The sequence below is a fragment of the Paraburkholderia sp. IMGN_8 genome (genome assembly GCF_038050405.1).
Taxonomy (GTDB): Bacteria; Pseudomonadota; Gammaproteobacteria; order Burkholderiales; family Burkholderiaceae; genus Paraburkholderia.
Genome location: NZ_CP150900.1, coordinates 2368878 through 2394310, shown reverse-complemented (window position 1 = coordinate 2394310; position 25433 = coordinate 2368878). Strand labels below are relative to the sequence as shown.

Annotated in this window: 19 protein-coding genes and 3 pseudogenes; 15 read left to right on the top strand and 7 right to left on the bottom strand. The window is 61.5% G+C overall.

From position 1 onward, the window contains the following. Positions 1–214 precede the first annotated feature (214 nt). Positions 215–1453, bottom strand: a complete 1239-nt coding sequence (locus WN982_RS11125) for an NAD(P)/FAD-dependent oxidoreductase (protein ID WP_341312066.1) — start codon at positions 1451–1453, stop codon at positions 215–217. A gap of 1315 nt (positions 1454–2768) precedes the next feature. Here WN982_RS11125 and WN982_RS11120 point away from each other — a divergent pair. The 4 genes and pseudogenes from WN982_RS11120 to WN982_RS11105 all read left to right on the top strand — a co-directional run. Beyond that, positions 2769–3737: a DNA-binding protein gene (locus WN982_RS11120; protein ID WP_341312065.1), complete on the top strand. Its 969-nt coding sequence runs from the start codon at positions 2769–2771 to the stop codon at positions 3735–3737. Positions 3738–3745: 8 nt separating this feature from the next. Then, positions 3746–5248, top strand: a complete 1503-nt coding sequence (locus WN982_RS11115; protein ID WP_341315775.1) for a tyrosine-type recombinase/integrase — start codon at positions 3746–3748, stop codon at positions 5246–5248. 459 nt (positions 5249–5707) lie between these two features. Next, positions 5708–7561, top strand: coding sequence for a PAS domain S-box protein (locus WN982_RS11110; protein ID WP_341312064.1), 1854 nt, complete (start codon positions 5708–5710; stop codon positions 7559–7561). A gap of 426 nt (positions 7562–7987) precedes the next feature. After that, a pseudogene (locus tag WN982_RS11105) lies at positions 7988–8548 on the top strand (site-specific integrase); the annotation flags it as partial. Between the two features lie 415 nt (positions 8549–8963). On the opposite strand, the gene WN982_RS11100 reads toward WN982_RS11105, so the two are convergent. Together WN982_RS11100 and WN982_RS11095 are read right to left on the bottom strand one after the other, a co-directional pair. Next, positions 8964–9602, bottom strand: a complete 639-nt coding sequence (locus WN982_RS11100; protein WP_341312063.1) for an IS110 family transposase — start codon at positions 9600–9602, stop codon at positions 8964–8966. Between the two features lie 217 nt (positions 9603–9819). Further along, on the bottom strand, positions 9820–10026 hold the full coding sequence (locus tag WN982_RS11095) for a hypothetical protein (RefSeq protein ID WP_341312062.1): 207 nt from the start codon (positions 10024–10026) through the stop codon (positions 9820–9822). A 479-nt stretch (positions 10027–10505) separates the two neighbouring features. On the opposite strand from WN982_RS11095, the gene WN982_RS11090 reads away from it, so the two are divergent. The 5 genes and pseudogenes from WN982_RS11090 to WN982_RS11070 form a co-directional block, all read left to right on the top strand. Next, positions 10506–10802, top strand: a complete 297-nt coding sequence (locus WN982_RS11090; protein WP_341312061.1) for a hypothetical protein — start codon at positions 10506–10508, stop codon at positions 10800–10802. 45 nt (positions 10803–10847) lie between these two features. Beyond that, positions 10848–11714 (top strand): DUF2092 domain-containing protein, encoded by an 867-nt coding sequence (locus WN982_RS11085; RefSeq protein WP_341312060.1) that lies wholly within the window; start codon positions 10848–10850, stop codon positions 11712–11714. Positions 11715–11725: 11 nt separating this feature from the next. Next, a complete protein-coding gene (locus WN982_RS11080; protein ID WP_341312059.1) occupies positions 11726–12514 on the top strand; it encodes a hypothetical protein in 789 nt (262 codons plus the stop codon). 186 nt (positions 12515–12700) lie between these two features. Then, positions 12701–13039 (top strand): HdeA/HdeB family chaperone, encoded by a 339-nt coding sequence (locus WN982_RS11075; RefSeq protein WP_341312058.1) that lies wholly within the window; start codon positions 12701–12703, stop codon positions 13037–13039. A gap of 178 nt (positions 13040–13217) precedes the next feature. Beyond that, positions 13218–13601: pseudogene (locus WN982_RS11070) on the top strand (cation:dicarboxylase symporter family transporter); the annotation flags it as partial. 285 nt (positions 13602–13886) lie between these two features. Here the strand turns inward: WN982_RS11070 and WN982_RS11065 are convergent. Continuing rightward, positions 13887–14255, bottom strand: a complete 369-nt coding sequence (locus WN982_RS11065) for a hypothetical protein (protein WP_341312057.1) — start codon at positions 14253–14255, stop codon at positions 13887–13889. A 334-nt stretch (positions 14256–14589) separates the two neighbouring features. Between WN982_RS11065 and WN982_RS11060 the strand changes: the two genes are divergently transcribed. Further along, a complete protein-coding gene (locus WN982_RS11060; protein ID WP_341312056.1) occupies positions 14590–14724 on the top strand; it encodes a hypothetical protein in 135 nt (44 codons plus the stop codon). Then, positions 14721–14948, top strand: a complete 228-nt coding sequence (locus tag WN982_RS11055; protein WP_341312055.1) for an SDR family oxidoreductase — start codon at positions 14721–14723, stop codon at positions 14946–14948. The genes WN982_RS11060 and WN982_RS11055 overlap by 4 nt, the downstream gene beginning before the upstream one ends. A 296-nt stretch (positions 14949–15244) precedes the next feature. Here the strand turns inward: WN982_RS11055 and WN982_RS11050 are convergent, their stop codons facing one another. The 3 genes and pseudogenes from WN982_RS11050 to WN982_RS11040 all read right to left on the bottom strand — a co-directional run bounded on the left by WN982_RS11050 (position 15245) and on the right by WN982_RS11040 (position 22070). Then, positions 15245–17008: an ABC transporter ATP-binding protein/permease gene (locus WN982_RS11050; RefSeq protein ID WP_341312054.1), complete on the bottom strand. Its 1764-nt coding sequence runs from the start codon at positions 17006–17008 to the stop codon at positions 15245–15247. A 980-nt stretch (positions 17009–17988) separates the two neighbouring features. After that, positions 17989–20904: pseudogene (locus WN982_RS11045) on the bottom strand (Tn3 family transposase). A gap of 242 nt (positions 20905–21146) precedes the next feature. Beyond that, positions 21147–22070 (bottom strand): LysR substrate-binding domain-containing protein, encoded by a 924-nt coding sequence (locus tag WN982_RS11040; protein ID WP_341312053.1) that lies wholly within the window; start codon positions 22068–22070, stop codon positions 21147–21149. Positions 22071–22290: 220 nt separating this feature from the next. On the opposite strand from WN982_RS11040, the gene WN982_RS11035 reads away from it, so the two are divergent. The 4 genes from WN982_RS11035 to WN982_RS11020 all read left to right on the top strand — a co-directional run bounded on the left by WN982_RS11035 (position 22291) and on the right by WN982_RS11020 (position 25261). Next, positions 22291–23106: a DMT family transporter gene (locus WN982_RS11035; protein ID WP_341312052.1), complete on the top strand. Its 816-nt coding sequence runs from the start codon at positions 22291–22293 to the stop codon at positions 23104–23106. A gap of 60 nt (positions 23107–23166) precedes the next feature. Then, a complete protein-coding gene (locus WN982_RS11030; protein ID WP_341312051.1) occupies positions 23167–23790 on the top strand; it encodes an AraC family transcriptional regulator in 624 nt (207 codons plus the stop codon). 78 nt (positions 23791–23868) lie between these two features. Next, positions 23869–24966, top strand: a complete 1098-nt coding sequence (locus tag WN982_RS11025; protein WP_341312050.1) for a GntG family PLP-dependent aldolase — start codon at positions 23869–23871, stop codon at positions 24964–24966. 154 nt (positions 24967–25120) lie between these two features. Beyond that, entirely contained in the window at positions 25121–25261 is a 141-nt protein-coding gene (locus WN982_RS11020) for a hypothetical protein (RefSeq protein WP_341312049.1), read from the top strand. Positions 25262–25433: the final 172 nt, after the last annotated feature.

Below are 25433 nucleotides of genomic sequence, written 5' to 3'. Positions count from 1 at the left end.
TAGATGCCTTGGTCACGGACAGGTTTTGCCTGAGACAGACACTTGTTGACCGTGGAGATTTGAAGCCGCCCCCGCAGCCAGTTCCAGCGCAATATAAACCGCTCATAGTGGCGATCTGATCAAAGCCCCGGCACAATCGATATGACCAGCCACTTCGACCGGGACAGTTCCAACGAGACAAATGAGAGGCCGCAGGGCCCGGGCAGATGCCCGGTCAGATCGTGCAGCGTGCCGCGATATGAGCGACGAACCGCCGCGCCTCGTCCTCAATCGCCATCACTGTGCCCGACCGGCGCGTGGACGCAAAATCGAGTCCGGCGAAATAGACTCCAGGGATCGGAGCAATGCCGTCGTCGTGAACCGGCTGGCGTCGCTCATCGAGAACACCCGGTATGTCGATCCAATTGAAGTCACCCCCAAAGCCTGTGCACCAAACAATTGTTGAAATGTTCCGCTCGATGAGATCGAGCAACAGGATAGGTCGCTCGGGTAGGCGTGGAGCAACCGTCTCCGCCTCGTCCTCAGCGGCCGCGGGCGCAGGAAGGCCGCCAAGCTCGATAAATTCATCGATACGGCTTTTGAGTTGCGCGGAAGTCTGGTCGCCGAACCGAACATTTTCGACAAGGTCGTCGGCGAAGACGAGCCGGCCATCCTCCACGCCGATTAATCGCCCTAGCAGCACGACGCCTTGGGCGCTCAGAGACTGCAGGCTTATTGTGTGCAACGCGCCAAGCATGGGCCGAGCAGCAACGCGGCCGGACGCATCGACGAAATCCCTGCGCGGCACGTCGAACATTCCGGTCTTCACCATCCACACGACAATGTCGTGCCCACGATATCGTCGCGGCATGCGGCCAATATGGCTCGTCGCGAGATAGGTCTCTCTGCCTGTCAGGATCAGATCTTCGGCGATTTGGCAGCCAGACTGTGCACTGCCCACAACGAGGATGGCCCCGGCGGGTAAGGCGCTTGCACTGCGGTAGTCCGAGGCATCAATTTGCACCGGGCCGTTCACCAATGCGGAGGCAGCAGCCGGTCGGCGCGGCCGGTTCAGGCTGCCGCTGGCGACGACTACGCTTTTAGCCCACCACGTCTGTTGCGGTGTCACAACGCGAAAGAGCCCGTCGCTTGAATCCAGTTTTGAGACCGCGACGCCGGTGTGAACTGGGAGTTGGTGGCGCCGCGCGTAGTTTTCGAGCAGCGTCACGAACGCCGTATGCGTCATGAATCCTTCCGGCTCAGCGCCGTTGTAACTATCGCCAGGCATTGCACCGTAGATGTTGGGAAGATTGAAGTGGAAAGAATCCCAACGCTGGGTCCGCCAAGTTTCGCCGATTCTGCCACGCTCCAGAACGCAGTGCCGCATATTAGCCTGAGCGAGCGCATAACTAACGCCGAGACCGGCCCATCCAGCACCCACAACCACCGCATCCAGAACGCTCTTGTCTCCCATGACCGCCCCCCAAAACATTCCTGCCGACGAAGCGCTGGCCCTCGTGGTGAAGAAGATAGGTGACTGAGAAGAAATGGGTAGTAAGGACTTTTCAGGATGAATTCCTGGTGCAGAACGTGCGAGACCGCCTTTTCAAGATGGTTCTGACGAGGCTCGTTAATGGACCGCCCTTGGCGGGCACGCCAACGCCGATAGGGAAATTGCGGTTTCGGCCAACACTCCGCCAGGAACTCCGCCAGGAACTCCGCCTGAGCGGACGACCGTTCGACCTCGAAACCAGTCATCGACGCAAGGCGGAGTTCTTAGACCGCTTTGGGTGTGCGTCGTGAAAAGGGGGCGCTTTTCCAGTGGGTGAAAGCCCCACCCGGCAACCGCTCCAGCCGGAAGCAGCAATCGTGGAGGTAACGAAGCGGTTGAAGCCTTCGGTGAAGCGTGTCACGAAATACGGTGACAGCGCGAGTGTGCAGGCCGTAACGCGAGTGAACGCCGAGCAAGCTTCGAAAAGTTCGATGCGCAGGCCGACCCGACAACCCTATCGGGGAAGGCTGATACGGCTGGGTGAATGAGCAGGCAGGACGCCCAGTCGCTGCGCCGGGGTAGTGGCGACAGCATGTACACAGGGAAAGCGCACGCAACACGGGAAGCCCCCTGGCGTGGTCAGGGATGACCAACCGGATGCCCGTGAGGGACAGGCCGGGCGCCTTGGGGTGACGGAGAGGCCCGTATTACCGTTGAAGCCGGTGTAATGCTGGGAGGGAAGGGGCCTCAGTTCAAGACCAACGCAATACGTAGCGAGGACGTGGAGATTGGGCAGCCGCGCGTATCGGGCGCTCGACAGCTACACTGCGACGCGGTTGCGCCGGTGGTTACGTGACGGGTTCGATATCTGCTGCGATCAGCGATCGATCGAGGCCTGCGTCGGACCGGGTGCGGCCACAAGCGGTCCGTCACTTCCAACTCAAGAGCGTCCGTTGTTGTCGGGTAAAGCGCCGTTCACGGCATCCCCGTGATTTCAATGCAGATTACGACGGTAGCACGATCCAGGCGCGACAACGGCTAGCGGTCGGACCCCAATATTATATTCAATAAAATCAAATGCTTGCTGTCTGGTCTTTTTGTGCTACCTGAGAAACGGTCTGGCGGGGCTTATCCGGCCGTTAGATGCTTTGACGGGCGATATCGGGCGTGTCTCGCGGCGATAATAGTAGTTATCTTTGATACTGAAACTCAGATAGCTAAAAAACGTGTTTTATAACGCTATACATGCATGGAATAATCTGGCTGAAGTGATCCTCTTCTTCGCCAGGAGCCCGCGATGCCCCGTCCGGCCGCCGTTACCCCCGAGCAGATCCGTACCGCCGTGTTGTCGATGCTCGCCGAAGCCGGCGATGCAGATCCACCTACCGGCGAACGCTTCCGCAAGATCGTGTCGGTACGGAAGCTCCGCGCGCGGCTCGGCGCGGGCGATCCCGCGACCCTTGCGCGGGCGCTGAACGCGATCGAGGCCGAGGTCGTGCGCGCGGGACTCGCCGACATCGCGATGCCCGGCATCCCCGTCGAAATCGCCGAGCAGATGCGCGCGCTGTGGCAGGCTGCCGTCGCCGTGCAACTCGACGACGTGGTGCGCCTGAAGGCTGATGCGCAACAGGCGATCGTGGCGGCCGGCACCGCGCGCACCGACGCCGAACTGCGCGTCGAACTGCTGCGCCAGGAAGTGAGCGAGTTGCGTGCGTCTGTCTCCACGCGCGACACGGAACTCGCTGACCTGCGCGCGCAGAATGCGACGCTGCGCGACCGGTGCACCGCGCTCGATGCCGCAACCCAGGAACGCCAGGCGCAACTCGACGCGGCGACGGCCGGGCGGGCGGCGGTTGAGCGCACGCACGCGGAAGCACTTGCGGACGTGCAGCACCGGTACGAAGCGCTGTCGAAGCAGCTGCTGCAGGAAACCGCCCACCAGCGCGAGGCCCTTAAAAAGGAGCATGCGAACTCCGCGTCGCAGCTCAGGTTTGGCGAGCGCCGGATCGCCGCGCTCGAGGACGAGCGCGATCGGCTCGAAGGCGAACTGGCCACCGAGCGCACCGCGCGCCAGCAGGCGGTCGCCGAAGCGCTCGCGTTCAAGGCGGTCAACGCGAGTCAGCATGCCCAGCTCGACGACCTGCTGCGCGCCGTGTCGGCTGCTCCGGCACACCGCGCGCCTGCTACTGCGAGCGGTCTCGCAACTGCCGGGCGTACGAGGGGTACGTCGAAGAGCAGCGCCGCGAAGCGCCCGAAAAAATCATGAGCGGGACCATGATCCCGCCCGACTGGATCGATGGCAGCACGACACCACCGCGACGGCTGCCGGACACGCTCGACGCCGCGCTCGCGTATCTGGCCGACGCGCTCGGCCACGTCATCTATACCCGCTGGACGCTGGCCGCGATCAAACAGCGTTACCCGTCGCTCGCCGACGCGAAGGCGGCGCATCCAGCCGTGATGCGCCTGCTGCTCGATCACGCGGTCGCGATCGAATACTGGGATCGCGGCCGCGTGCGTACCGTCGCCATTGACGATGCGCCGACACCCGAAGCGGTGCTCGCCCGTGTGCTGCATGCGCATCGCCGGCGCTTCAGGACCGCAGTCGATACCGGTCTGCCGACCGCCACAGGTGAGTCGAAACAGGAGACCACGGCGGCCACGGCGCTGGCCTCCGTGCCGCAACCGCTCATCGCGTGGCTTGCGCGTGCCGGGCGCTTCGCGAACGTCACAAGCGCGACCAACACGCTCGGCGTCGGCGACGACGCGCAGGCTGTCGCGCTCTTCCTGCGTGATCGCGCGAGCCGTTCGCCGCATACGCTGCGCGCGTACCGGGCCGAGCTGCGGCGGCTCGTCGCGTGGTGTGAAGCGCAGCAGCTGGGGCCCCTGTCGGACCTGACACGCCACGATCTGCTCGCGTACCGGCAGGCGTCGCGCAAGCACGCTCCTGTCACCATCGGCGACCATGACCGGAAGGTGTCGGAAGCGACGCAGGCCCGGGCACTTGCGGTCGTCGCGAGCCTGTTTCGCTACTGGACCGAGACCGGCTATCTGACCGCCAATCCGGCTGCGGGTCTCGTGCGCGGCGCACGCACGCGCGCGAGCTTCGCGCCGCAACGGATGCTGCCGACGGCGTTGCTTGCGGCGTGCGATGCGTGGGTCGCCGCAGCGACCGATGCCGCTGACGCGCTGGCGGATACGTTGGCTATTGCGCGGCGCCGCGCGATCTGGACGCTGTACCGGTACGCTGGCGTGCGCCTGGTCGAACTCGTGTGGTCCGATGACGCGCAGTTGCCGAAGCTCGAGGTCGACCGCATCGACGATATCGAGTGCTGGACGCTGCACGTGCTCGGCAAGGGCCGCAAGACACGTGCGATTCCGTTGCCCGCGCTCTGTGTGCCGATCCTCACAACGTACCGGCAGCTGCGCGGGCTGCCGCCGCAGCCCGGCCCCTTCGAGCGCGCGGCGCTGATTCACGGACTTAAGGGCGGCTCGCTGCACGGCTCCGGCCTCTACGATGAAGTGAAGGCAATCTTCATCGCGGCGGCCGACTGCATCGAGAAAACCGATCACGCGGGCGCTGCGCGCCTGCGATCGGCATCACCGCACTGGCTGCGCCACGGCTACGCCAGGCAACTCGTGGTGGACCATCAGGTGCCATTGCCGGCCGCACAGGCTTTGCTCGGACACGCGTCGGTGCAAACGACCGCCGGCTACGCGAAAACCGACTTGTCGCAGTTGCGTACCTTTGTGGACCAGACGTTCAGCGACAGTTGATCGAGGCCGTGTTGAGCGCGCCGCGCGGCTTGTGCTTGCCTATGGGTCTGCGGTTCTGAATGCTGAGCCTGCTGGCGTTGCTTGATCGACCACATACGCTATTCCAGTTCGGGGTCAAACGAGCGAGGTCCGGCCATGAAGAGACGGTCACCGGTCTTACTTTGAACGACCGCTTCTCTACGAGCCTCTCACAAGGCCGAATTCCGGCCACCGCTCTTTCGCGTCTGATCGGGGTTCGTTGCAGTAAGCACACCACACATTTACCAATGCCTGTCGAACGACTACGACGGAGTCAACTTTTGGCCCCGTTTTGTTGCCTGCGGACCTTGCCGAATTACGGTATCCGATCGACACTTGATTGACGCGGAGTCATGTTACCCCCGCGCCAAGCGCTGGTGTCTCGGGGTATTCGTCGTTCCCTGGTGCAATCCTGCGCGAACTCTCGAGGAGGTACCCGCCATGACAATGGTCCTCGCCGCCGCTGCCATTGTGCTGGAAGCCGTGTTCATCATGCTGCTGCTTATACGCCAGGCGCGGCGCCGGCATGCTGAGCAAGAGTGGGCGACGAGCAGGGCATGCATGAACGCCACTGCGGAATCAGCAAACACCGGAATGTCGGGTTGGCACGTCAAGCTCGACAAGGTGCGCGAGACCGTGCGGCGCGCCTCTCAGAGGACACCCGGATTCCTCAAAGAGTATTGTGCGACTCCTGCCGATGGCCGCATTGGCTGGGTGGCGACGTGTGAGCGCGGACATCACGCCCGCGAGCGGGAGGCCAAGGTGCCGGGCGCCTCAATCGACGTTATCGAGCGCAAGCGAGTGGAGGAATCACTGCGGGAAAGCGAAGCGCGCTTCCGCGCGATGGCAGACACGGCTCCCGTGATGATCTGGATGTCGGATCCGGCGCGGCTGTGTACGTTTTTCAACAAGCCGTGGCTGGATTTTACGGGCCGCACGCTTGAGCAGGAAATGGGCAACGGGTGGTCAGAAGGCGTGCACCCTGACGATCTCGGGCGGTGCCTGGATGTTTACGTGACGTCTTTTGACGCGCGTAAGGATTTCACGATGGAATACCGTCTGCGAAGACGGGATGGCGAGTATTGCTGGATCCTCGATACCGGCGTGCCGCGGGTGGGCGACGACGGCACGTTTCTCGGCTATATCGGTTCTTGCATCGACATCACCGACCGCAGACAGGTGGAAGAAAAATTCAGGCGCGCTCTGGAGTTTCTGCCGATTGCGATTCTTATGGTTGATCAACAAGGCCGGATCGTGCTGGCCAACGAGAAGACCGAAAGGCTCTTTGGGTATCGACGTGAGGAGCTGAGCGGAAAGCCTGCGACGATGCTCGTTTCGCAGCTGCTGGGCGGCAGCGACTCCACGCCGCAAGCCACGCTTTGCCGCATGGCACAGTCTGGGGCGGTCGGGGCACCTCGCGATCTGTTCGCGCGGCGCAAGGACGGAACCGAGTTCCTGATCGAAGCCGGACTCAATACGCTCCGCTTCGAAGATGAGGTGGCTTTGCTCGCGGTCATTGTCGACAGATCCGAGCGGTACGAACTTTACCGTAACCAGCAGGAACTGGCCCATGTGACGCGCGTATCGACGATGGGCGAACTTGCGGCGTCGCTCGCGCATGAACTGAACCAGCCGCTTACCGCGATCCAGATCAACGCGCAGGCCGCGCAGCGGTTTATGGCAACCGATGCGGTTGATCTGGCCGAAGTGCGCGAGATACTGAAAGACATTGTCCAGGACAACGACCGCGCGAGCGAGGTGATTCGACGGATTCGCGCGCTCGTCAAGAAAGGCGAGCGGGAAATCGCGTCGCTCGATCCTGCCGCTGTGATCCGCGACGTTGTGCTGCTGCTGCATAGCGACGCGATCCTGCGCGGCGTGCGCGTGTCACTCGACATCGATGCCAATCTGCCCACAGTGCGCGGCGACAAGGTGCAGTTGCAGCAGGTCATGCTCAATCTCTTGCTCAACGCGTTCGATGCGATGGAAAGTCGTCCGGCTAGCGATCGCGTGGTGGCCGTGTTCATCACGCTCGAAAGTCCCCGGATAGTGCGCGTCGCGGTGCGCGATCGCGGGCCCGGCCTATCCAGCGACCAGCTCGCGATGATCTTCAAACCATTTTTTACCTCAAAGCGCGAAGGCCTTGGCCTCGGATTGTCGATCAGCCGCTCGATTATCGAGATGCACGGCGGGCGGCTTTGGGCCGAAAATAGCGCGGATCAAGGCGCGACGTTTTATTTCACGTTGCCCGTTGGGGACGCCACGCAGCCAGACGGCTTGCAACCGCAGCCGTGACTGACTCGGCGCGATGGCCTTCCTGTCTGATGACGACGGTTTCGCCGCGCCAACGTGACGCCACTTTGAGACGTGTTGAGGGTCGGCCGGGATTAACTCCATCTGCCGGGGCACGCGTGCCCGGATTATCTGCAACTGAGCCTGCATTCAGCGAAACCGACCGGCATTCGACCGTCGCGTGCTCACATTAGCTGCAAATGACGCAGATCAAAACTGTAGCCCCGCCGCGACGGGCAGCAGACGACCCGTTTGAGACAAAGGACGAAACCGCTCGCGCGGTAATGGGGCTCCGGCCCAACGTTAGTGGTCCCGGAGAGGAAACCCACTCTGTTTTCATGTTGAAGGGCGAGGCAATCCGCCTCGTCATTCAACGGGAGCAGAGTCATGACCCACACCAGCTAGGGCATCAGCCCGCTGCGCCAGCGCATGATCGACGACATGCGCATGCGCAAGCTCACACCCGGAACCCAATCGGGTTATCTGCGCGTGGTCCGGCAGTTCGCGGCGTTCCTCGGGCGAGCGCCCGATACCGCCACCGTCGAGGACCTGCGACGTTACCAGCTGCATCTGGTCGACCACGGCGCGTCCCCCGTGTCACTGAATGCCGCGATCACCGGACTGAAGTTCTTCTTCGGGATCACGCTCAACCAGCCTGAACTGATGGCGCGGATGCAGCCGGTGCGCGTGCCCCGCACGCTACCGGTTGTACTCAGCCCGGACGAAGTGGGCCGGCTGATCGCCGCCACCGGCAACCTGAAGCGCCAGACCGCGCTGTCAGTCGCCTACGGCGCCGGGCTGCGTGCCAGTGAAGTCGTCGCGCTGAAGGTCGGCGACGTCGACAGCCAGCGCATGACGCTGCGCATCGAGCAGGGCAAGGGCCGCAAGGACCGCTATGCGATGCTCTCGCCGGTACTGCTTGAGCGCCTGCGCGTCTGGTGGCGCGTGGCCCATGCGCAAGGGCGGATGCTGGAAGGCGGGTGGCTGTTCGTAGAGCGCAATAAATCTGTCATCCATTGAAAGGCCAAGGTCAAGAGATAAATACCCCTCTCTCAGGCCTGTCCCTGCTTGCCGCCGACAATTTCAGCCATCATTAAGTTGACGCGCGCGAGCCCGCATCCGGCTTTTCGCTCGCCTGGTTGCAGCGCTGGTCTGCACCAGTCATCCATCGGGATCAAGGCGAGGGCCGGTGTTCTGGCTTTCGCCCCTAGCTCATTTAGAGCCCCGGTGTCCACGGGAGTATTCACCAATGATCGGCTTGCCGCATTAGCAGTGCCAGGCTCATTTCGGCTCATGGTCTGGGCGTCCCAGCAGTCGTCAAGGGGAGATGGCAGGAGCGCGTGGCCCAATCACTAGCCTGGGTTCACGCCAACAAATTTACCGGGCTCACGGTTTCCTGCCGGATCTAACCAAAGCATTTCGTTACCTCAAAGGGTTTGCCGTCGCGCAGCATGTAGAACGCAGCGCGCGCGAGCTTGTGCGCGAGCGCCTTCATGGTGACCACGGGCATGCGCCGGGCTTTCTTGCGCTCGTAGAAGCGCCTGGCCTGCGGACAGCTGCGCATCGCGACCGCTGCAGCCTCGATAAAAGCCCACGAGAGATACTTGTTGCCGCTCTTTGCGTTGCCTTCACCTTTCTTCTTGCCGTCAATGCTACCCGTTTCCAGCATGATGGTGGTCGCGAGGGTCTCGCCGATGCCGGGCGCGGTTTTGAGGATCGCGAACTCGGGGCGCAGTTTCACCGTGCGGTGCAGGACGGTTTCGATTGCATGGATTTGAGCCTGCAGCGTGCGCATGACCGCAAGGTTGGCCATCAACGCACATTCGATATGCGGCGGCAAACGCAGCGCACTTACAGCCGCATTATCGAGCTGGCGAACCCGTTGCGCGTTGAGCCGTAGGTTCAACTGGCGCGCCAGGATGTTCTCGATACTGAGAATATTTAGCGTACGCTGCTGTACGAGCTGCATGCGCTTGCGGGCAAGATCACGCAAGCAGCAGATGCGTAAGCTCAGGGGCGTCGCCCATGTCGTATCGCATGACATTCTTGGTTGCGCGCAGCCCTCAGTCCAGCGCAGAAAGGCGATTGCCTTTCAAAAGGCACCACGCTTGGCGGCAAGATCGTCCCGGTTCCCGGTGCGGCCTAGAGCATAGTGAAAGAACGCAGCCAGCAAGCGCTGTTGATTCGATTAGTCAAAGAGAGCGTCGCCGGCGCGTTGACGAAGGTGACACGGGGCGGCCGGGCAACGCTGGCCTATTGGCCTATTGGCCGAGGTGGGCGAGCGCGATCCGCGCCGGCTCCTGCGAAATCTGCATCAGCCCTTCGAGCGGGTGGGCGATGTCCTCGATCAGGAAAATAGCGCCGGATACCGATAGCCCACAGACGAAAAGCGTCGCAATGGCGGTCCGATTGTTGGCGCTGACCAGACCGAAACCGGCGAAGAGGATAGCAAGCCAGAGCACCAGCAACGCAGTGCCTGACGGAGGATATCGGTTCCATACCGAAATCGCTGCTCCTTGACGGGCGGACTCTGGGCGGCCGCCCTAGGGAATTTTCAATCGGCTCCTCGAACGGCAGTGTCTGGCCGCTACCCGCAACGAAAGTCCGAATGTACGGTTGCAATCTACCTTCAGACCCTCACCAATTGAATGCTTGGCAGACTGGTCGCTCGGCCGCGAGGAATTCCGTCATGGAACTCCATACGCGCAGTTGAATCTGCATGCGTCCGCCGACGCGCGCGTCAGGGTCCATCGCGCACATATTGGACCAAGGTCCAATATCGGCATCCCCACTGGTACCGTACTCTATCTCATGGGCGAATGCGGGTGATCGTGCGTTCCCAGACGAGGCGCCCGAACAAAATCAAGGACCCGGCTATCCCTTTGGAAGCGATGATCCCAGGACCTTTCGCGAGTACCGCATTTTTTGACGAAATGAGGGCAAGCTCATGATCAAGCGTTTCCTGTGGTTTTCGATGGTACCGGCGTTACTGTTAGCGAATGCCGCCACCGCTCAATACCCGATGATGGACATGGTCGCCGACAAGCTCGTTCAGAAGTACCAGCAAGCGAGTTGTGAACAACTGTGGCAAGAGAAAGCTCAGCATCAGGGCAAGCCGAAGCCTGAGCGGGAGCAGGAGGCGATGCAGATGCTGCGCGACGATCCGCAGATGCGTGCCGCGTTCATCGCCAGGGTGGCAGCGCCGATCGCCAACAAGATGTTTGAATGCGGCATGATTCCATGATGCCGTTGGGCGCGCCGCTAAACCGGGTTACTTACCGAGGCCGCGATGACCTGCGAGAAATTGAAGTGGGGCGTAACCGTCGTCGTGCTGAGTATGTTTCTCGCCGCAAGCGGCAACGCCCAGCAATCACAGCACACGCCGAAAGCAGCCGCCAGGCCGGCGGCGAAGGTTGCCGTGCCGGCATTCCAGCCCGGACTCGAGCCACGCGCGATCGACATTCTCAAGGCGGCGAGCGTCCGCCTTGCTGCCGCCAGGTCGATGTCGTTCACGTCGGTCGTCTCCTATGAGAGTCCGAGCCGCCTCGGTCCACCGCTTGTCTATTCCACCAGGTCGGAGGTATCAGTCCGGCGGCCGGACAAGCTCAAGGTCATCACCCTCGGCGATGGGCCACCGTCAGAGTTCTATTACGACGGCAAGACCATGATGGCGTTCGCGCCGTCGGAGAACCTGGTCGCGGTCGCCGACGCGCCGCCGACCATCGACGCCGCGTTACAGGTGGCCTTCGATTCCGGGGCAATCTACTTCCCGTTTACCGATGTGATTGTCGCGGATCCCTACAAGGATATCGCCGACGGACTGAAGATCGCTTTCTACATCGGTCAATCGAGCGTGGTCGGCGGCACGACAACGGACATGGTGGCGTATGTCACCGGGGATGTGTTCGTACAGATCTGGATCGGAGCGCAGGACAAGCTCCCGCGCCGCATTTACGCCATTTACCTCACCGATCGCGCCCAGATGCGCCATGTACTGGAACTCTCCGACTGGCAACTGGATCCCGCCATTCCGGAGGACGCGTTCGTTCCGGCTAAAGCAGCCGGCGCGGCCCGCATTGCGTTTGCGCGTCCGGACGCGAGCGATGCGCCCGGAATGAAGCCGCCGCCGAAGAGCAAGCACGCCGGAACGCAATGAGGAGACGCATCATGAAGAACGTCGTCATCCGTCTGGTGGGTCTTCTTGTCCCGGCGCTCGCAGCGGGCGGAGTCGGCGCATGGTCGCATGCCAACTATTACGGAGGCAGCACGTCGCATTCTTTCGGTTCGGGGTCGACAACCCGCAGCAACGCGTGGGGTGGCAGCGAAACGCACACCTACGGCCAGGGCACGACCGCGACCGGCCGCTACGGCGACACCGCAACGCACCAGCAGGGATCGGGGCAGACGACCTTTGCCAATCGATATGGCGGGAGCGCGACTCACACCTATGGCCAGGGTACCTCTGCCACCAACGCGTATGGCGGTTCGGCGTACCATGCCGCCGGCTCAGGTTATACGAGCTACACGAGCGCCTCGGGTGCGACCGCTTACCATAGCCCTTATTACGGGGCCAGGTACCCCGCATACCACCCTCCGGTCACGGTGAACAATTACGGGTCTTCCTGCTACAACTGCGGCGGCTGGTCCACCGCAGGGGCAGCCGCAGCGGGCGTAGCAGTCGGTGTGGCGGCGGGCGCGGCCATAGTCTCGGCCAACACGAACGCAGCGGCATCCAATGCTTACAACGCAGGCTATGTCGCTGGGGCAACGACAGCACCGCCTGCACCCGCCCCTGTCGGTACGTCGTTTGCGATGGGCGCAATCTACGCGGTGCTGCCCGCGGGCTGCATCTCGCCACACGTGCAGGGCGGCACGTACTACCTGTGCGGCAATACGTGGTTCCAACCCTCCTACGGCGCGAACGGCGTTTACTACCGCGTGGTGCCTGCGCCCTGAAGGGTACCCGGCGCAGACTCGATGCACTCGCGTAGCGCGACCTTCGGAGACAAACGGGATGTACTACCGGGCGGCGACCGGTCCGGGACTGTGTGCTTTACCGGTGTACGCCATCGAAGGCGCCTGCCCACGCACCGGCCTGCAGCAACTGGAACCGACTTTTACTGTTTGCTAGAGGAGAGACGAATGAACACGAGCAAAGCAGCAGTCTGTCTCATTGGCGTAATCCTGTCGGCGGCCTGCCTTGCCGATGCCAACAAGGAAATGAAGCCAGCCAAAATGAAATGCGAGGACTTCATCGCCATGGATGATGTGTACAAGCCTCAGATGGTGTACTGGATGGACGGCTACAACAACAAAGGCAAGCTGCAATCCGAGGATGTCGTCGTGGTAGGTCAGGAAGAAACCGTTACCGCTCTGATTGAGGAATGCAAGAAGACGCCGAAGCAGTCCTTTGCCAAAAAGGTGAAATCTTTCTTTGCGCACGCCAAAGCGCCGATCAGCAAGACCTATGCGCACGAGTGACGTTGCGAACGTACCGCGATGCGTGCGTTGCCGACGTAGTCGGCCTGCGCGTCGCGACCGACTAGCCATAGGTTAGATCCTTGTCATCTCGTCTTCGTCGTCGACATGGCCACCTGACCGCGAGCCAAGGTAGCTTTGGACAACTGGCATTCAGCGCCGGACCGTCAGCGTTATCTGCGTGCTAATGCTGATGCTGCTCACTTCCAAAGGTGCGGCTACAGTATCGGGTGTCTCGTTCATCGTGTTTGCTGCGACGGTGACGTCGACCGGTATTCTGCCCGTCGAAGGAGTAGCGGTGATCTTCGGCGTTTACCGCTTCATGTCAATGGCGATCGCCACCTGCATCACGATCGGCAACAACCTCGCCACAGTCGTGATTGCGACTTGGTCGCACACATTCGATGTGCAAGTTGCCGAGCGTCATTTTTATCCGGAGCGTTACCCGGCCACCGCACAGGCTCACGAAAGTCTCGCTGACGATAACTTGCTGCCCGAGGACATGAGCGACGCGAATCCGCACCCGGGTGGCATTCCCATGAAAAGCGCGGGCCCTGCGCGATGATCTGTCTCGCCAGGCCTCCAGCGCCTGCTGGAGGGTTGGCGTTTCAGCGCTGCATCCGTTACTACTGGACTGCCCCTCGCGCACGCGGTGACCGTCCGTAGTGGCCGACAGAGCGGCCATTCACGCGCAGCTAGCGACCGTCTCTATGGCCGACTTCTGCCTGTTGTCCGGCGGCCACGTTTCGCGTCTAGCGTCAGCGCATGCGATATTTTGGCGATACGCTTTCGGCGGCAGTTGATATGTTTAATTCGCGCACGGGAATCCATTGCCCAGCAAGCCTGCACGTCATTCAAGGTTCGACGTCCCATCGAGTTGATAATCATTGAAAGGCCTCCTGGCCGCCCAGAGAAGGGGGCGGCCAGGGTCTAGAGTTGGGATGCAACGCTCAACCGACCCGTTCAGGAGGCTGAAATGAAGTTTAGCGGAATTGATCTGCACTCGAACAACGCCGTGGTCGCCGTGATCGACGACCAGGATCGGGTGCTGTACTGCAAGCGGTTGACCAATGTCTTGTGCGATTCGACCGGCCGTGCTGTTCGACGTGACGACGACAGGGACAATGAACACAGTGATGACGAGCAGTGCCAGAAGAATCGTCATACCGCTGTTGCGCAGTGGCGCGGTGCAGGCTTGCCAACGTTTTACGTATGCCATGCTCCCTCCCATTGTCTCGTTCCTTCGAGGTTCTATTCGATGCGAGTTCGTGGATGAGTTCTGTTGCGCCCGGTGTGCCTGCCTGACAATAGAGTGTAACCCCGTCGGCGAACTCAAGTTGCTGCGCTCGGGCAACGGTTGCGTTGATCTATATCAAACCCGCAGCGCCGCGAGAGGCGGACCCTGTCCTGCAGACGGGCTGCATGTTGTTGTCACAAACTCGCTATGCGGCGGTGGCCATTCGGCCACTCCAGCAGCGAGGCCATTCGCTGCTGGCGCTTGATCCCCTGCGGCGCAAGCGACTTCCCGTTCAATTCTATGTCCGGACCTCGCCATGGATACAGGAAGACCGCGTGCGAGCGAACTCGAAGCACCTATCGCCATGCCGCTCGATGTTTCGCACGGGGGCGAACTGGAGGCACTGTTCGCACGTATCGAAAAGGAGTGGGAAGACTGGAGATCCTCGTGAACTCGCTTGCGTGGGCACCCAAGGATGACCTGCCAGGAGGTCTGCTCAATTGTTCGGCGGAGAGCTTTGCCAAGGAGACGGACATCTCGTGTCACTCGTTCATGCACATGACAAAGTGCGCCGCGTCGCTGATGAAGGACGGCGGAAGCATGTTTGCGATGAGCGACTACGGCGCCAACAAGGCGGTCGCGGCATCAGGCGCGTCGACCATCACCTCAAGCTGACGTGGTTGCGAACAATCTGACCCGCATGGCGCGAATGCCAGGTATGGTGCCGCAAGGATCGACGCGATGAGCCGTCGCGGCGTGGGGACTGCACGGCGCGGCGCCTGCGCGCATACGCATTGCCTGCAAAAACCACCCGACGAACCCGCAATTCAGCAGCAAATCGCGTGCGGAGACCTCGTGAGCACTGCTTCGGTCATCATGACGGGGCGCTTTTCAACAGCCTGTTAGTCACACCCGGGTAGGGTGGAACTGAAAGAGTTTGCGGCGCCACCTCTGCGGTCAAACGGTCACGTCTACGGCGGCCGTGTATATGCCACTGCGTGCTCGCGCGGACGCGCGATATCGAGGGTTTCCTGATGGAACTTCGCAAGCGACTTGCGGTGCGTGACACTGACAATCGCCCCGTTCGGCAGTCGTTCGGTCAACAGGCGATACAGATGCGCTTCGTTCTCAGTGTCGAGCGCACTCGTTGCTTCGTCGAGGAACACGTAGTCAGGCTTGTGCAGCACCACGCGTGCGCCCGCTAGCCGCTGCTGCTCGCCGGGGGAAAGAATGCGCCACCAATGGTCGGATTCGTGCAATCGGTCAACGTAGCCTTCAAGCCGGCACAGATGCAGCGCCTCGCAACATTCCTCGTCGCTGAAGTTGACGGCCGCGGCGGGGTAGGTGAGCGCAGCCTTCAAGGTCCCAACCGGCAGGTAGCTCTGCTGCGGGATGAACATCATGCGCGCGTCCACAGGTGCGTCGATCGAGCCGTTGCCGAACGGCCAGAGACCAGCCAGCGCGCGCAACAGCGTGCTCTTGCCCGAGCCGGACGGCCCGCGCACGAGCCAGCGCGAACCGGGCTTGATGGCGATGTCGCGCACGCTCGCGAGCGTCTCGCCGTTGGGCAGCGCAAGCGTGAGGTTGTGGGTGGCGAGCTGGCTTTCGTCGACGTAGTGCAGGTTGATGCCGCCATGCTCGGTGGCGGGCGACACAGACTCCTTCAGATGAGGTAGCTGCATGACGCGCCTGAACTCGCGCAGACGGTTAACCGTTGCGCGCCATTGGACGAGCGTGTCGTAATTGTTGATGAACCACGAAAGCGATTCGCTAACCGAACCGAATGCGTCGGCGATTTGCATCAGTGTGCCGAAACTGAACAGACCTGCGAAGTAACGGGGCGATGCCACAACGATCGGAAAGATGTCGGCGATCTGACCGTAGAAATTGAGCACGAAGCTGTAGCGCCGCGTGTACTTCATCACGCGCCACCAGTTTTCACGAATCCGGCCGAACAGGTCCTGGGCGTTCGATTCCTCGGCCCGCATACCGTCGTAGAACGCAATCTGCTCGGCGTTTTCGCGCAGACGGATCAGGCCGAACCGGAAATCCGCCTCGACGCGCTGCAACTGGTTGTTGATCGACACAAGCGGGTGACCGACCTTGTTTGTCAGGAGTGAGCCGGTAATCGCATAGACGATGGCGGCCCAGAGCATGTAGCCAGGAATCTGGACGGGCGTGCCGCCGATCATGACTGCCAGCGCGCCCGCCGTGCTCCATAGGACGGTCGAGAACCATGCGAGTGTCTCGAGCGTCGAGAGCAGGTCGAGTGTGAGCGAAAGTGTGGTGGTGGCGAATAAATCGAGGTCGACGGCGATCCGCTGGTCAGGGTTGTCGGTCAGGCGGTCGCGCTCGATGCGGTAGAACGTGCCGTCGCCCAGCCATTCCTGCAGATAGCGCGTGGTCAGCCACTGGCGCCATCGGAAGCCAAGCATCTGGCGCAGATAGCGGTTATACACGGAGATCGCGACGAACGCGAACGCGAGCGCGCTGAAAAACAGCATCAGCTGCGGGAATTCGTGCACGTTCCTGCCTTCCAGTGCGTTGTAGAAATCGCGGTTCCACGTGTTCAACCGGGCGTTGATGCCGACCAGAAGCAGGTCCATGGCGATGATCGCGGTCAGCAGGCCCCACGCGGTTCTGCGTTCCTCGGAGACCCAGTACGGTCTGATCAGGCTCCAGGCTGAGGCACTGTCTAGTTGCCCGGATGCAGGGCCGGAAGATTGGTTGCTCATGAGCGCCCCTTAACGCGCGGTGAATGCGGACCGAGTGCACGGGGTGATTGTCCGATTCGTGCATGTATGGCGGTCTTGCGGCAACGTATGCGAGCGCGCTTTCGAGCCTGGTCAGGTGCATCCAGCGGACATGGAGATGATTGTAGGGTGCGACCTGTCTGGCCGGCCATGTCGCTCGCTGTACCGAGCGGGGGGCAGCCCGCGGAACGCGGCGCTCCCACCAACGCTGACCCAGAACTCGCTATCGGAGGCGTTTCCTGAAGGCGATGTAGCCCGGCACCCGAGTAACCCGCCACACGCCCGGGCGGCGGATCTCATCCGACTTGCGGCCCTGGATAGCTGCAGGCCTTGGACGGCCCCCCGTAATGCGGTGGCCAACCCGCGGATATCAGGGTGATCCACCGCCGAGACATACTGCTACGTCACTCTCAGGCAGTTCAGATGACACTGGATAAACCGAAAACCGATCTGATTGATACGCGAGGTCAAATCAGCCGTGGAAGAGACGTTCGAGCGCCGGCATTAAGCAACTGGCGAATGTCCAAAATTGGCCGAAGCGCCTGTTCGCGGCGTCCCGAACCGGTCACTGGAGAGGGACCGCAGTTGGCGAGAGGCGAACGGCGGCAACGGCCGACGATGCGACTTCCATCGTCGCCAATCAAACGACCGTTAAGCCAGTCTCTAGCGGACGCGCCAACGCCGATCGGCGAATGGCGGCTCAGGCCGACAGGAGTACTTGCCGGCCGACATGACTGCACGAATGACCGTTGTACCTTGGAGCTAATGTGGGCACGCGGCGGTCGAATGCAGGTCGGTGCCGCTGAATGCAGGCTCAGTTGCAGATAATCCGGGCACGCGTGCACCATCAGACGGAGTTCATCCTGGCAGAAAACGGCATGGATTGCAGGTTCGGCCGGTTTCAGCTGCAGGTCGCTGCAATTAGGCCGTCAGGATGGCCTGGCTGGGCCGTCGACGAAACCTCAACCTGTGCGCTGCGAGGGTGACGGCACGCCGACCATGAGACTCGGCATGAGCCGATGCACATAGTCGGCGATCGGAAAATCGAAGGTTCCGCGCAGATTGACTCCTTCCAGTGACGTCGGCGCAATGCTGCGCAGGTGTTCGGGTAACACAGGCTGGTTGCCGAGCTTCTCGATCGTGTCGAGCGCGCGTTGCATGTGCTCGGTATTCCAGGCCATGACTGCATTGGTCAGGAGCGTCAGCGCCGAAGAGACGGCCATCATCGAGTGGCGGTGGCGCGTGAGTTCAACGGGAATCTTGCCCTGATGAATGGCGCGCTGCACGTTGTGGACGGCCTCGCCGCGATTGAGCGCATGCTGCAATTCGCCGCGAAATACCGGCACGGTAAAGTAGTCGATCAGGAAGATTGTCCGGAAGAGCCGCCCAAGATGAACGCCGCCATCGTAGAGCGGTTGTCCGCGTGCGGCAGAACCAAAGCGCGCAAGCGCCTGCACGGCCGTGCAGTGGCCACTTTGCACCGACGCGGCAACGCGTACAAAGTCGTCCCAGATAGCTTCGATCGCGTCGAGACGGACATCGCAATCGGTGATCGTCGTCAGATCCGCAGGCACCAGGAAATCTACCGGTACATGCAGTCGGCGGTCGCGCAGATGAGCGAGCCGGGGGCATAGGTCGAAGCCCAATGCCCGTGCGAGCCCCATCGCGAAATCGGTGTAACCATGGGTATCCACGGCAAGCATAGCCACGTCGTCGGTACTGCTTTGCCGGATCACACCTTCGATTGCAACGCCCGCCTGCCGCTCGTTGAGTACGATCGGCTGGTCATAAAAGATGCCCCAGCGATCGCGCACATGCGTGTACACGCCGATCGACGCGGTGCGCCGTCGCGGATCGGCGCGCGCCTGCCAGACCGTTTTCGTTGTTTCCAGCGACATCATGTCCGACGACGCAAGGTCCGCCCGGCCCCAGTGCTGCGCAATCGGATGCCGGTGCATAAATTCGAGCACCCCGTCGGCGGCCTGGCGCAGCATCCGTTCGTCCGCGATGCGGCTCATCATCTGGCGGATCGCGGACGCCGACAGTTCCGGCACCATGCGGGCGATATCGGCGGCAGACATCGACGTGCCGTGTGCGAGAACCGCGGCATAGACCATCAGCAGTTCGGTGCTTGAGCGCGGTTCGCGACCCAGCAGGATCCAGCTGAAGCGCACGGTGCTGTCAACTTCGAGAATTATCTTCGGCAGTTGTCCATCCGGCCGGGGGGGCGAAAATCGCCCGGCGCAGCGACTCGAGCGCGGCATCGTGCGGCTGGGCGCTCAGTGGGCCGATATGGACCGCATCATCGACGCGCACTTCACCGCGTGCAACCGCTTCGCGAAGACGTTCTAGGCCGGTATTGAGATGCTCGACGACCGGCTTGAGAAATTCCTTCGGATCCTGCGGCAGCTTCAGGTGACCGTAGTAGTGATTGAGTCTGGCCTGCCACTCGTCGTCCGGGATCAGCAGCGTGGCCTGATTGCGAAAATCGAAGCTGTGTTCGACACAGACCGAGCCGTTGCGCAAGGCAACGCGTAGCGCGAAAAGCGTTGCCCATTCGAAAGCGAGCAGCGCCTGGTTCCGGTCTTCGTTCTCGATCATGCGTTGCCAGGCACGACCGAGCTGGATTGCCGTGTTCTGTGGCAGCTCGACCGATTTGCTCGCATAGAGGTCACGCAACAGCGCGAGCGCCTCGATAACCGGATGCGTGGTCTGCGCTTCGAACGGTAACGCCAGCAGCCTGGCAAGCATGGCGCGGGCCACGCGCCGTTTGGATATCAGTTGCGAGCGAACCAGGCTCGCGCGGCTGGGCGTCTCCTGTTTGAGCGCCGCGTCTGCCAGCGCGCAGAGCTGCTCGACCAGCTCATCGTGCGTCAGAATTTCGTCGGTGGCTATCGCCTTGACGGCGGTGGCGAAGTCGTACATCTGCGCCTTGAGGTCCGGCCGCGCTGCCGAAACCCTGCTGCTGGCTTCGTTGAGCGACCGAGCATCGAAAGCAACTGGTCGGTGGCGGTACAGAGTGCATACCGCATGAAGCATGCGGCCTCTAGCCGGCGAGATGACTGGATACGCCTGCTGACCGATGGTTTGCGACGTGCACAGCGCCGTGCGAAGTGCCGCACACTTGCTTCATTGCATGTCGCCGGCCAGTTGCCGTGTACGCCAAGCTCGACCAGTCGATCAATCTCGCGAAACAGTTCGCTCATCTGATGGGTCGAGTTGCGCAGCGGCACCGCCCACAGCCATTGCTGCAGGCTCGCAACCGATCCATGCGGCTGCGGCAGCAGGCTCCCCCAGCGGTCAAGCGTTGCTTCGCCGAACGCGTGGACGAGGCTCCCGGTCAGCGTCGTTTCGACATCGCGCGCGGCCTGCACAAGCAGGGGCGTGAGCGCGCGGTCCTGCTGGATCAGGATGCGATGTTCATAGAGCCATCGTTTGAGCTCCTGCATCAGATCGGCGCGATTCGGGCGCCCCGCGAGCCGCTCCTTGAGCCAGCGCACGATGTAGCGGCGCTGATGCTCGGCCATCGGCACGAAGCCGAGCGCCTGATAGGCGATCACCTGATGGTCGAAGAGCGTGCGTTTGCGCGTTTCATAGAGGGTGCGTAGCGTGCCAAGGTCTGGCGGCTCGATCCCGAGGTACTTGCCCAGATGGCTCCACAGAATCTGTGGCACATACTGGTAAGCATCGAGTGTCGCACCCGTCATGCGCACAAAGCCGATATGCAATGCGAGCGCCAGCCGGTAGAGGGGGCCGCGGCGCGCGTTGATCAGCGCGCGCTCTTTGGACGAGAACGTGAAGAACGTGGCGAGTTCGAACTCGCTGAGATCGCGCGGCATACGCCGCATGCCCAGATAAGCCAGTCGCCAGTGTTCCATCGTCGTCCGCTCCGGAAGCGAAAGAGGACCGACCAGCCTAGCCGGAAAAAATTGGCAAATCAACGGACAATTGTCGGAACTTGCGAATACGCGGTTGACCGCGAGGCCCAAACAGCAACTGTTTGATTTATATAAATATAATATTAGGGGCTGACCGATGCCCATTGTCGCGCCTAGGTCGCGCTACCGTCGTAATCTGCGCTGAAATCACGGGGACGCCTTCACGGGGAAATGGCTTCTATTCATCGATGTGTTGCCTGGCCGGAATCCAGGAGAATGCTTCCGGCAGCCATCTTCTCGACCATCCACGCTTTCAGCGATTTCACGCCTGGTTGAAGTTCGTCCGCATCGGGGTGTACGAGATAGTATCCGTTCGGCAGCGGCAGCGCTTTGCCGAACGGTTCGACAAGCGACCCTTCAGCAAGCTCGGACTCCACGAGGATGGGACTTGTCAGGACCACCCCTTGCGCGCGCACGGCTGCTTCGATTGCCATCAAGGACTGATCGAATTGAATGCCGGCGATCGCTTCGATCTGCGCTTCGCCAAGATTGCTGAAGCGCGTCAACCAGGCCGACCAGTGCGGATGCAACGTGTTGTGGAGCAGCGTCGCCGATCGAAGGTCTTCGGGTCGCTTCAATTCCCACTTCTTCGCGTAAGCCGGGCTGCAGTAGACCCGCCCCTCATCGGGGCAAAGCAGTTGAACTGAAAGCTGCGGATCGGCGCCGTTGAAATATCGGATCGCGAGATCGACGGCATCGAGTTCGAAATCGACGAGCGTGGTGGACGTCGAAAGGCTCAGCGCGATTCCCGGGTGCGCCTGCAGCAAGTCCGCCATGCGCGGAGCAAACCACTTTGCGGCAAAGCTCGGCGGCATCGAAAGCCGCAGGCCTTTGTTCTGACGTTCCCGCAAGCGGCGGCTTGCATGGATGATCTCCGCGAGCGCCGGCTGGATCCGCGCGAAATACGCGCGGCCTTCGGCAGTCGGCGTCACCTGCCTTATCTGCCGCACAAACAGGGCGACGCCGAGCCACTCTTCGAGCTTTTGGATTTGCTGGCCGACCGCGCCGGGCGTCACGCTCAGCTCTTCGGCAGCTAGAGTAAAACTGCCGAGCCGCATTGCAGCCTCCAGAGCTACCAAGGCCTTCATGGGCGGGATGGGTCTCATGGCGTAGTTTTCCTATTGCATTGGAAAAATTTAATCATTTGTACCGCATCGGCGGCGTAACGACAATGAAGACTGGAAACATTCTTCGAGTTCGTCGCAATGAACCCCGCCTACCTCGCCTTTGCAGCGCTCGGCCTCATCTGGGGCACCAACTTCATGTTCATGAAATAAATGGGCGAGCGTCGACATATCGGCGTCCCAGATCGTCTTTCTCCGGACGTTGTTTGGCTTCCTGCCTATCCTGGCAATGGCGCTGATCAGGGACGAGCTGAAATGGCGCCATCTGCGCCACGCACCTCATTTCCTCGTAATGTCGCTGCTTGCCACCGTGGTCTACTACTACGCGTTTGCGAAGGGGGCGGCGCTGCTGCTATCCAGCGTGGCGGGCATGCTAAGCGGAGCGATCCCGCTGTTTTCTTTCCTCGCTGCATGGGCGCTATTGCGCCTGGAACGCCCAACTGCGCGGATGATTTTTGGCATCTTGAGCGGCTTCGTGGGCGTGTTGATGATTGCACGGCCATGGAATGCCCATGCAAGCGGTGTGAATTTGCTCGGAGTCTTTTATATGGTCGCCGGTTCACTCAGCGTCGGATGCTCGTTCGTGTACGCGCGGCGCTTTCTCTCCGGCCTCGACCTCTCACCACTGGCGCTTTCGACATGGCAGATCGGCTTCGCGCTTGTCGTACTGAGTTGCGTCACAGACTTCCACGGCATGGCGCGTGTAACCGGCGACACGCGAGCAGCGCTTGGGCTCGTCCTGGGTCTCGGGCTGACAGGAACGGGGATTGCCTACATCCTGTATTACTACATTGTCGGGCGGCTCGGCGCGGTCGCGGCTTCCAGCGTGACGTATATCCCGCCTGTCATTGCCTTGCTGTTGGGATTGTCGATCGGCCACGAACCGATGCGCCCGCTCGATCTGATCGCGATGGCGACCATTCTCGCGGGGGTCTACCTGCTCCAGAGCCGGGCGCGCGAGAAGCCGACTGGCGTGCCGCAGACTCGATCAGCGATGGGTTGGATGCGGTCGCGTTGATCGGAACGATGTCAGTGGCCGTTTGATTCGTTTGGGGACTGGCCGGAAGGAACGATCTGCGTGATCAATTCTGGCCACTTGCATGAAGGTCGCCCCGCTACGGAGGCCGGATGGGACTACCGGATGGTGTACATGCCGACAACAGGCCTCATCGGCCTGCTCAAGGACGACGGCGAGGATTTCTCGGGGACGTTGTACTTCCCCGAGACGGTCATCGACGACCCGCAGACAATGAAGCTGATACGGGAGGCGCATGTCTGTTCGGAGTCGAATGACGCCACGCAACTTGAGAAGACGTCGCGCCTCGCGACTGCGGTCTTCCAACTGGTGCAGCGTCACGGGCAGATGCCCCATCCGATGCCACGCCCGGGGGCGATACCGGGAGCAGTCAAACGCGCCCGCGAATATATCGACGCTCACATCGCCGAGAACCCGTCGCTCGACATCATTTCGCAGGCCGCGGGAATGAGTTCCTTCCATTTGCTTCGGGCATTCAAAGAGGCGATCGGCGTAGCGCCTCATGCTTACCTCGTCCAACGGCGCGTGGAGATGGCGAAGCATCTTCTCCTGAAAGGCCACCCGTTGCGGCAGGTCGCAATCGCCGTCGGATATTGCGACCAGGGGCATCTGAGCCGGGAGTTCAGCCGATTTTTTGGTGTTCCGCCTGGCGTCGCGCGCCAGTGATTTGCGCAAGATTGTCCAAACCAGCAACAGACGGTCGGCGCACACTCTGGTGACCATATGACTGTTGTGGAGCCCGAGATGATTGAACTGCGCAGCGACACCTGTAGCCAGCCCACCCAGGCCATGCGTCAATCGATGGCCTCCGCCGCTGTTGGCGACGACGTGTACGGAGACGATCCGACCGTCAGAGAACTGGAACGCGAAGTTGCGGCTCTTCTGGGAAAGGATGATGCCGTGTACATGGTCACCGGCACCATGACGAACCAGGTCGCGATCCGAGCCCATACGGAGCCAGGCGACGCGGTGTTGTTCGACCAGAGTGCACACGTCTATATCCTCGAGGGCGGCGCGCCTGCTGCATTCTTCGGCGTACTGCCACGCCTTCTTCCTGGCGTCCGAGGTGTGTTCTCTCCCAAAGACGTTCACGATGCGCTGGGTAGTCCACATCGCTTCTTCCCAAGTACGATACAGGCCCCCGTCAAGCTGCTATGCCTGGAGAACACCCACAACGTCGGCGGGGGAAAAATCTGGCCCATTGACCAACTCGCGGATGTTTGCGAACTCGCGCGTTCAAAAGGGATCGCATTGCATCTGGACGGAGCACGCTTGTGGCACGCTACCGCGGCGACCAACATTCCCGAGCGGGAATATGCGAAGCATTTTGATACCGTCAGCGTGTGCTTCTCCAAAGCGCTGGGCGCACCGATCGGATCGGCCCTCGCCGGCCCCCGCGACTTCATCGCCCGGGCACGTCGTTTCAAGCAACAGATCGGCGGCGGATTCCGGCAGGCTGGGATCATTGCCGCCGCCGCGCTCTATGCGCTGCGCAACAATCGCGAGCGCCTGAAAGAGGACCACGAGCACGCACGGCTACTCGCGAACGGGATCGCCGGGCTACCCGGTATCTCGCTAGACGTTGCGACCGTGGAAACCAACATCGTCAGGTTTGGAATCACATCGCTTCCCGCCGGCGAATTCGTGGAAAAGCTGCACGCTAGAGGGCTCTACGTACTGCCGTCCGGCGCGGACGGCGTCCGGGCCATCCCCTATCTCAACATTTCGCGCCAGCAGGTTCTGGAGGCGGTCGCGATCATTGCTTCGGTCGCCGAGGAGCATGCCAGTGCAGCGAAGGGCTCGGCGCACGAGGTTGGCGTCCCGAAGGGAGCTGCGTACTAGTCGCGGGTAGAAGCTCGGACGCCTGCCAGAAGCCGTTGCGGAGCATGCTATTCCATTGGCGAGCCAGTAAGCGGCTCCGTCATTTCCGGCTCGTTTTCGACGCGACTGACGTCGCTTTCCCAGTATCTCTATGCACTACTTCATGGAGCTCCAGATGCCTACCTATATCGTCTCGGCGGCTGCGAACCGCCTGACCAAACAGGTGAAGCAGGAGATCGCTTCCCTGATCACCGAATCGCACAGCGGTGCAACCTCCCAGGCAATGCTGGCGACTTCTGGTTCCATTGCAAATTGAAGATCAAATGGAAGACAATCGCTTTCCCCAATCGCCGTCTCGTCGCCGTCGTGTTTCATCTGGTGCAGCGTCGTGAGCAGATGTCCCAGCTCTGATGCGCGAACGCCGGCATCGGCAGATGCCTGGTCAAGCGATTGGCAGGAGTGAAGGGCTGTTGTACCGCTGGAAGCGG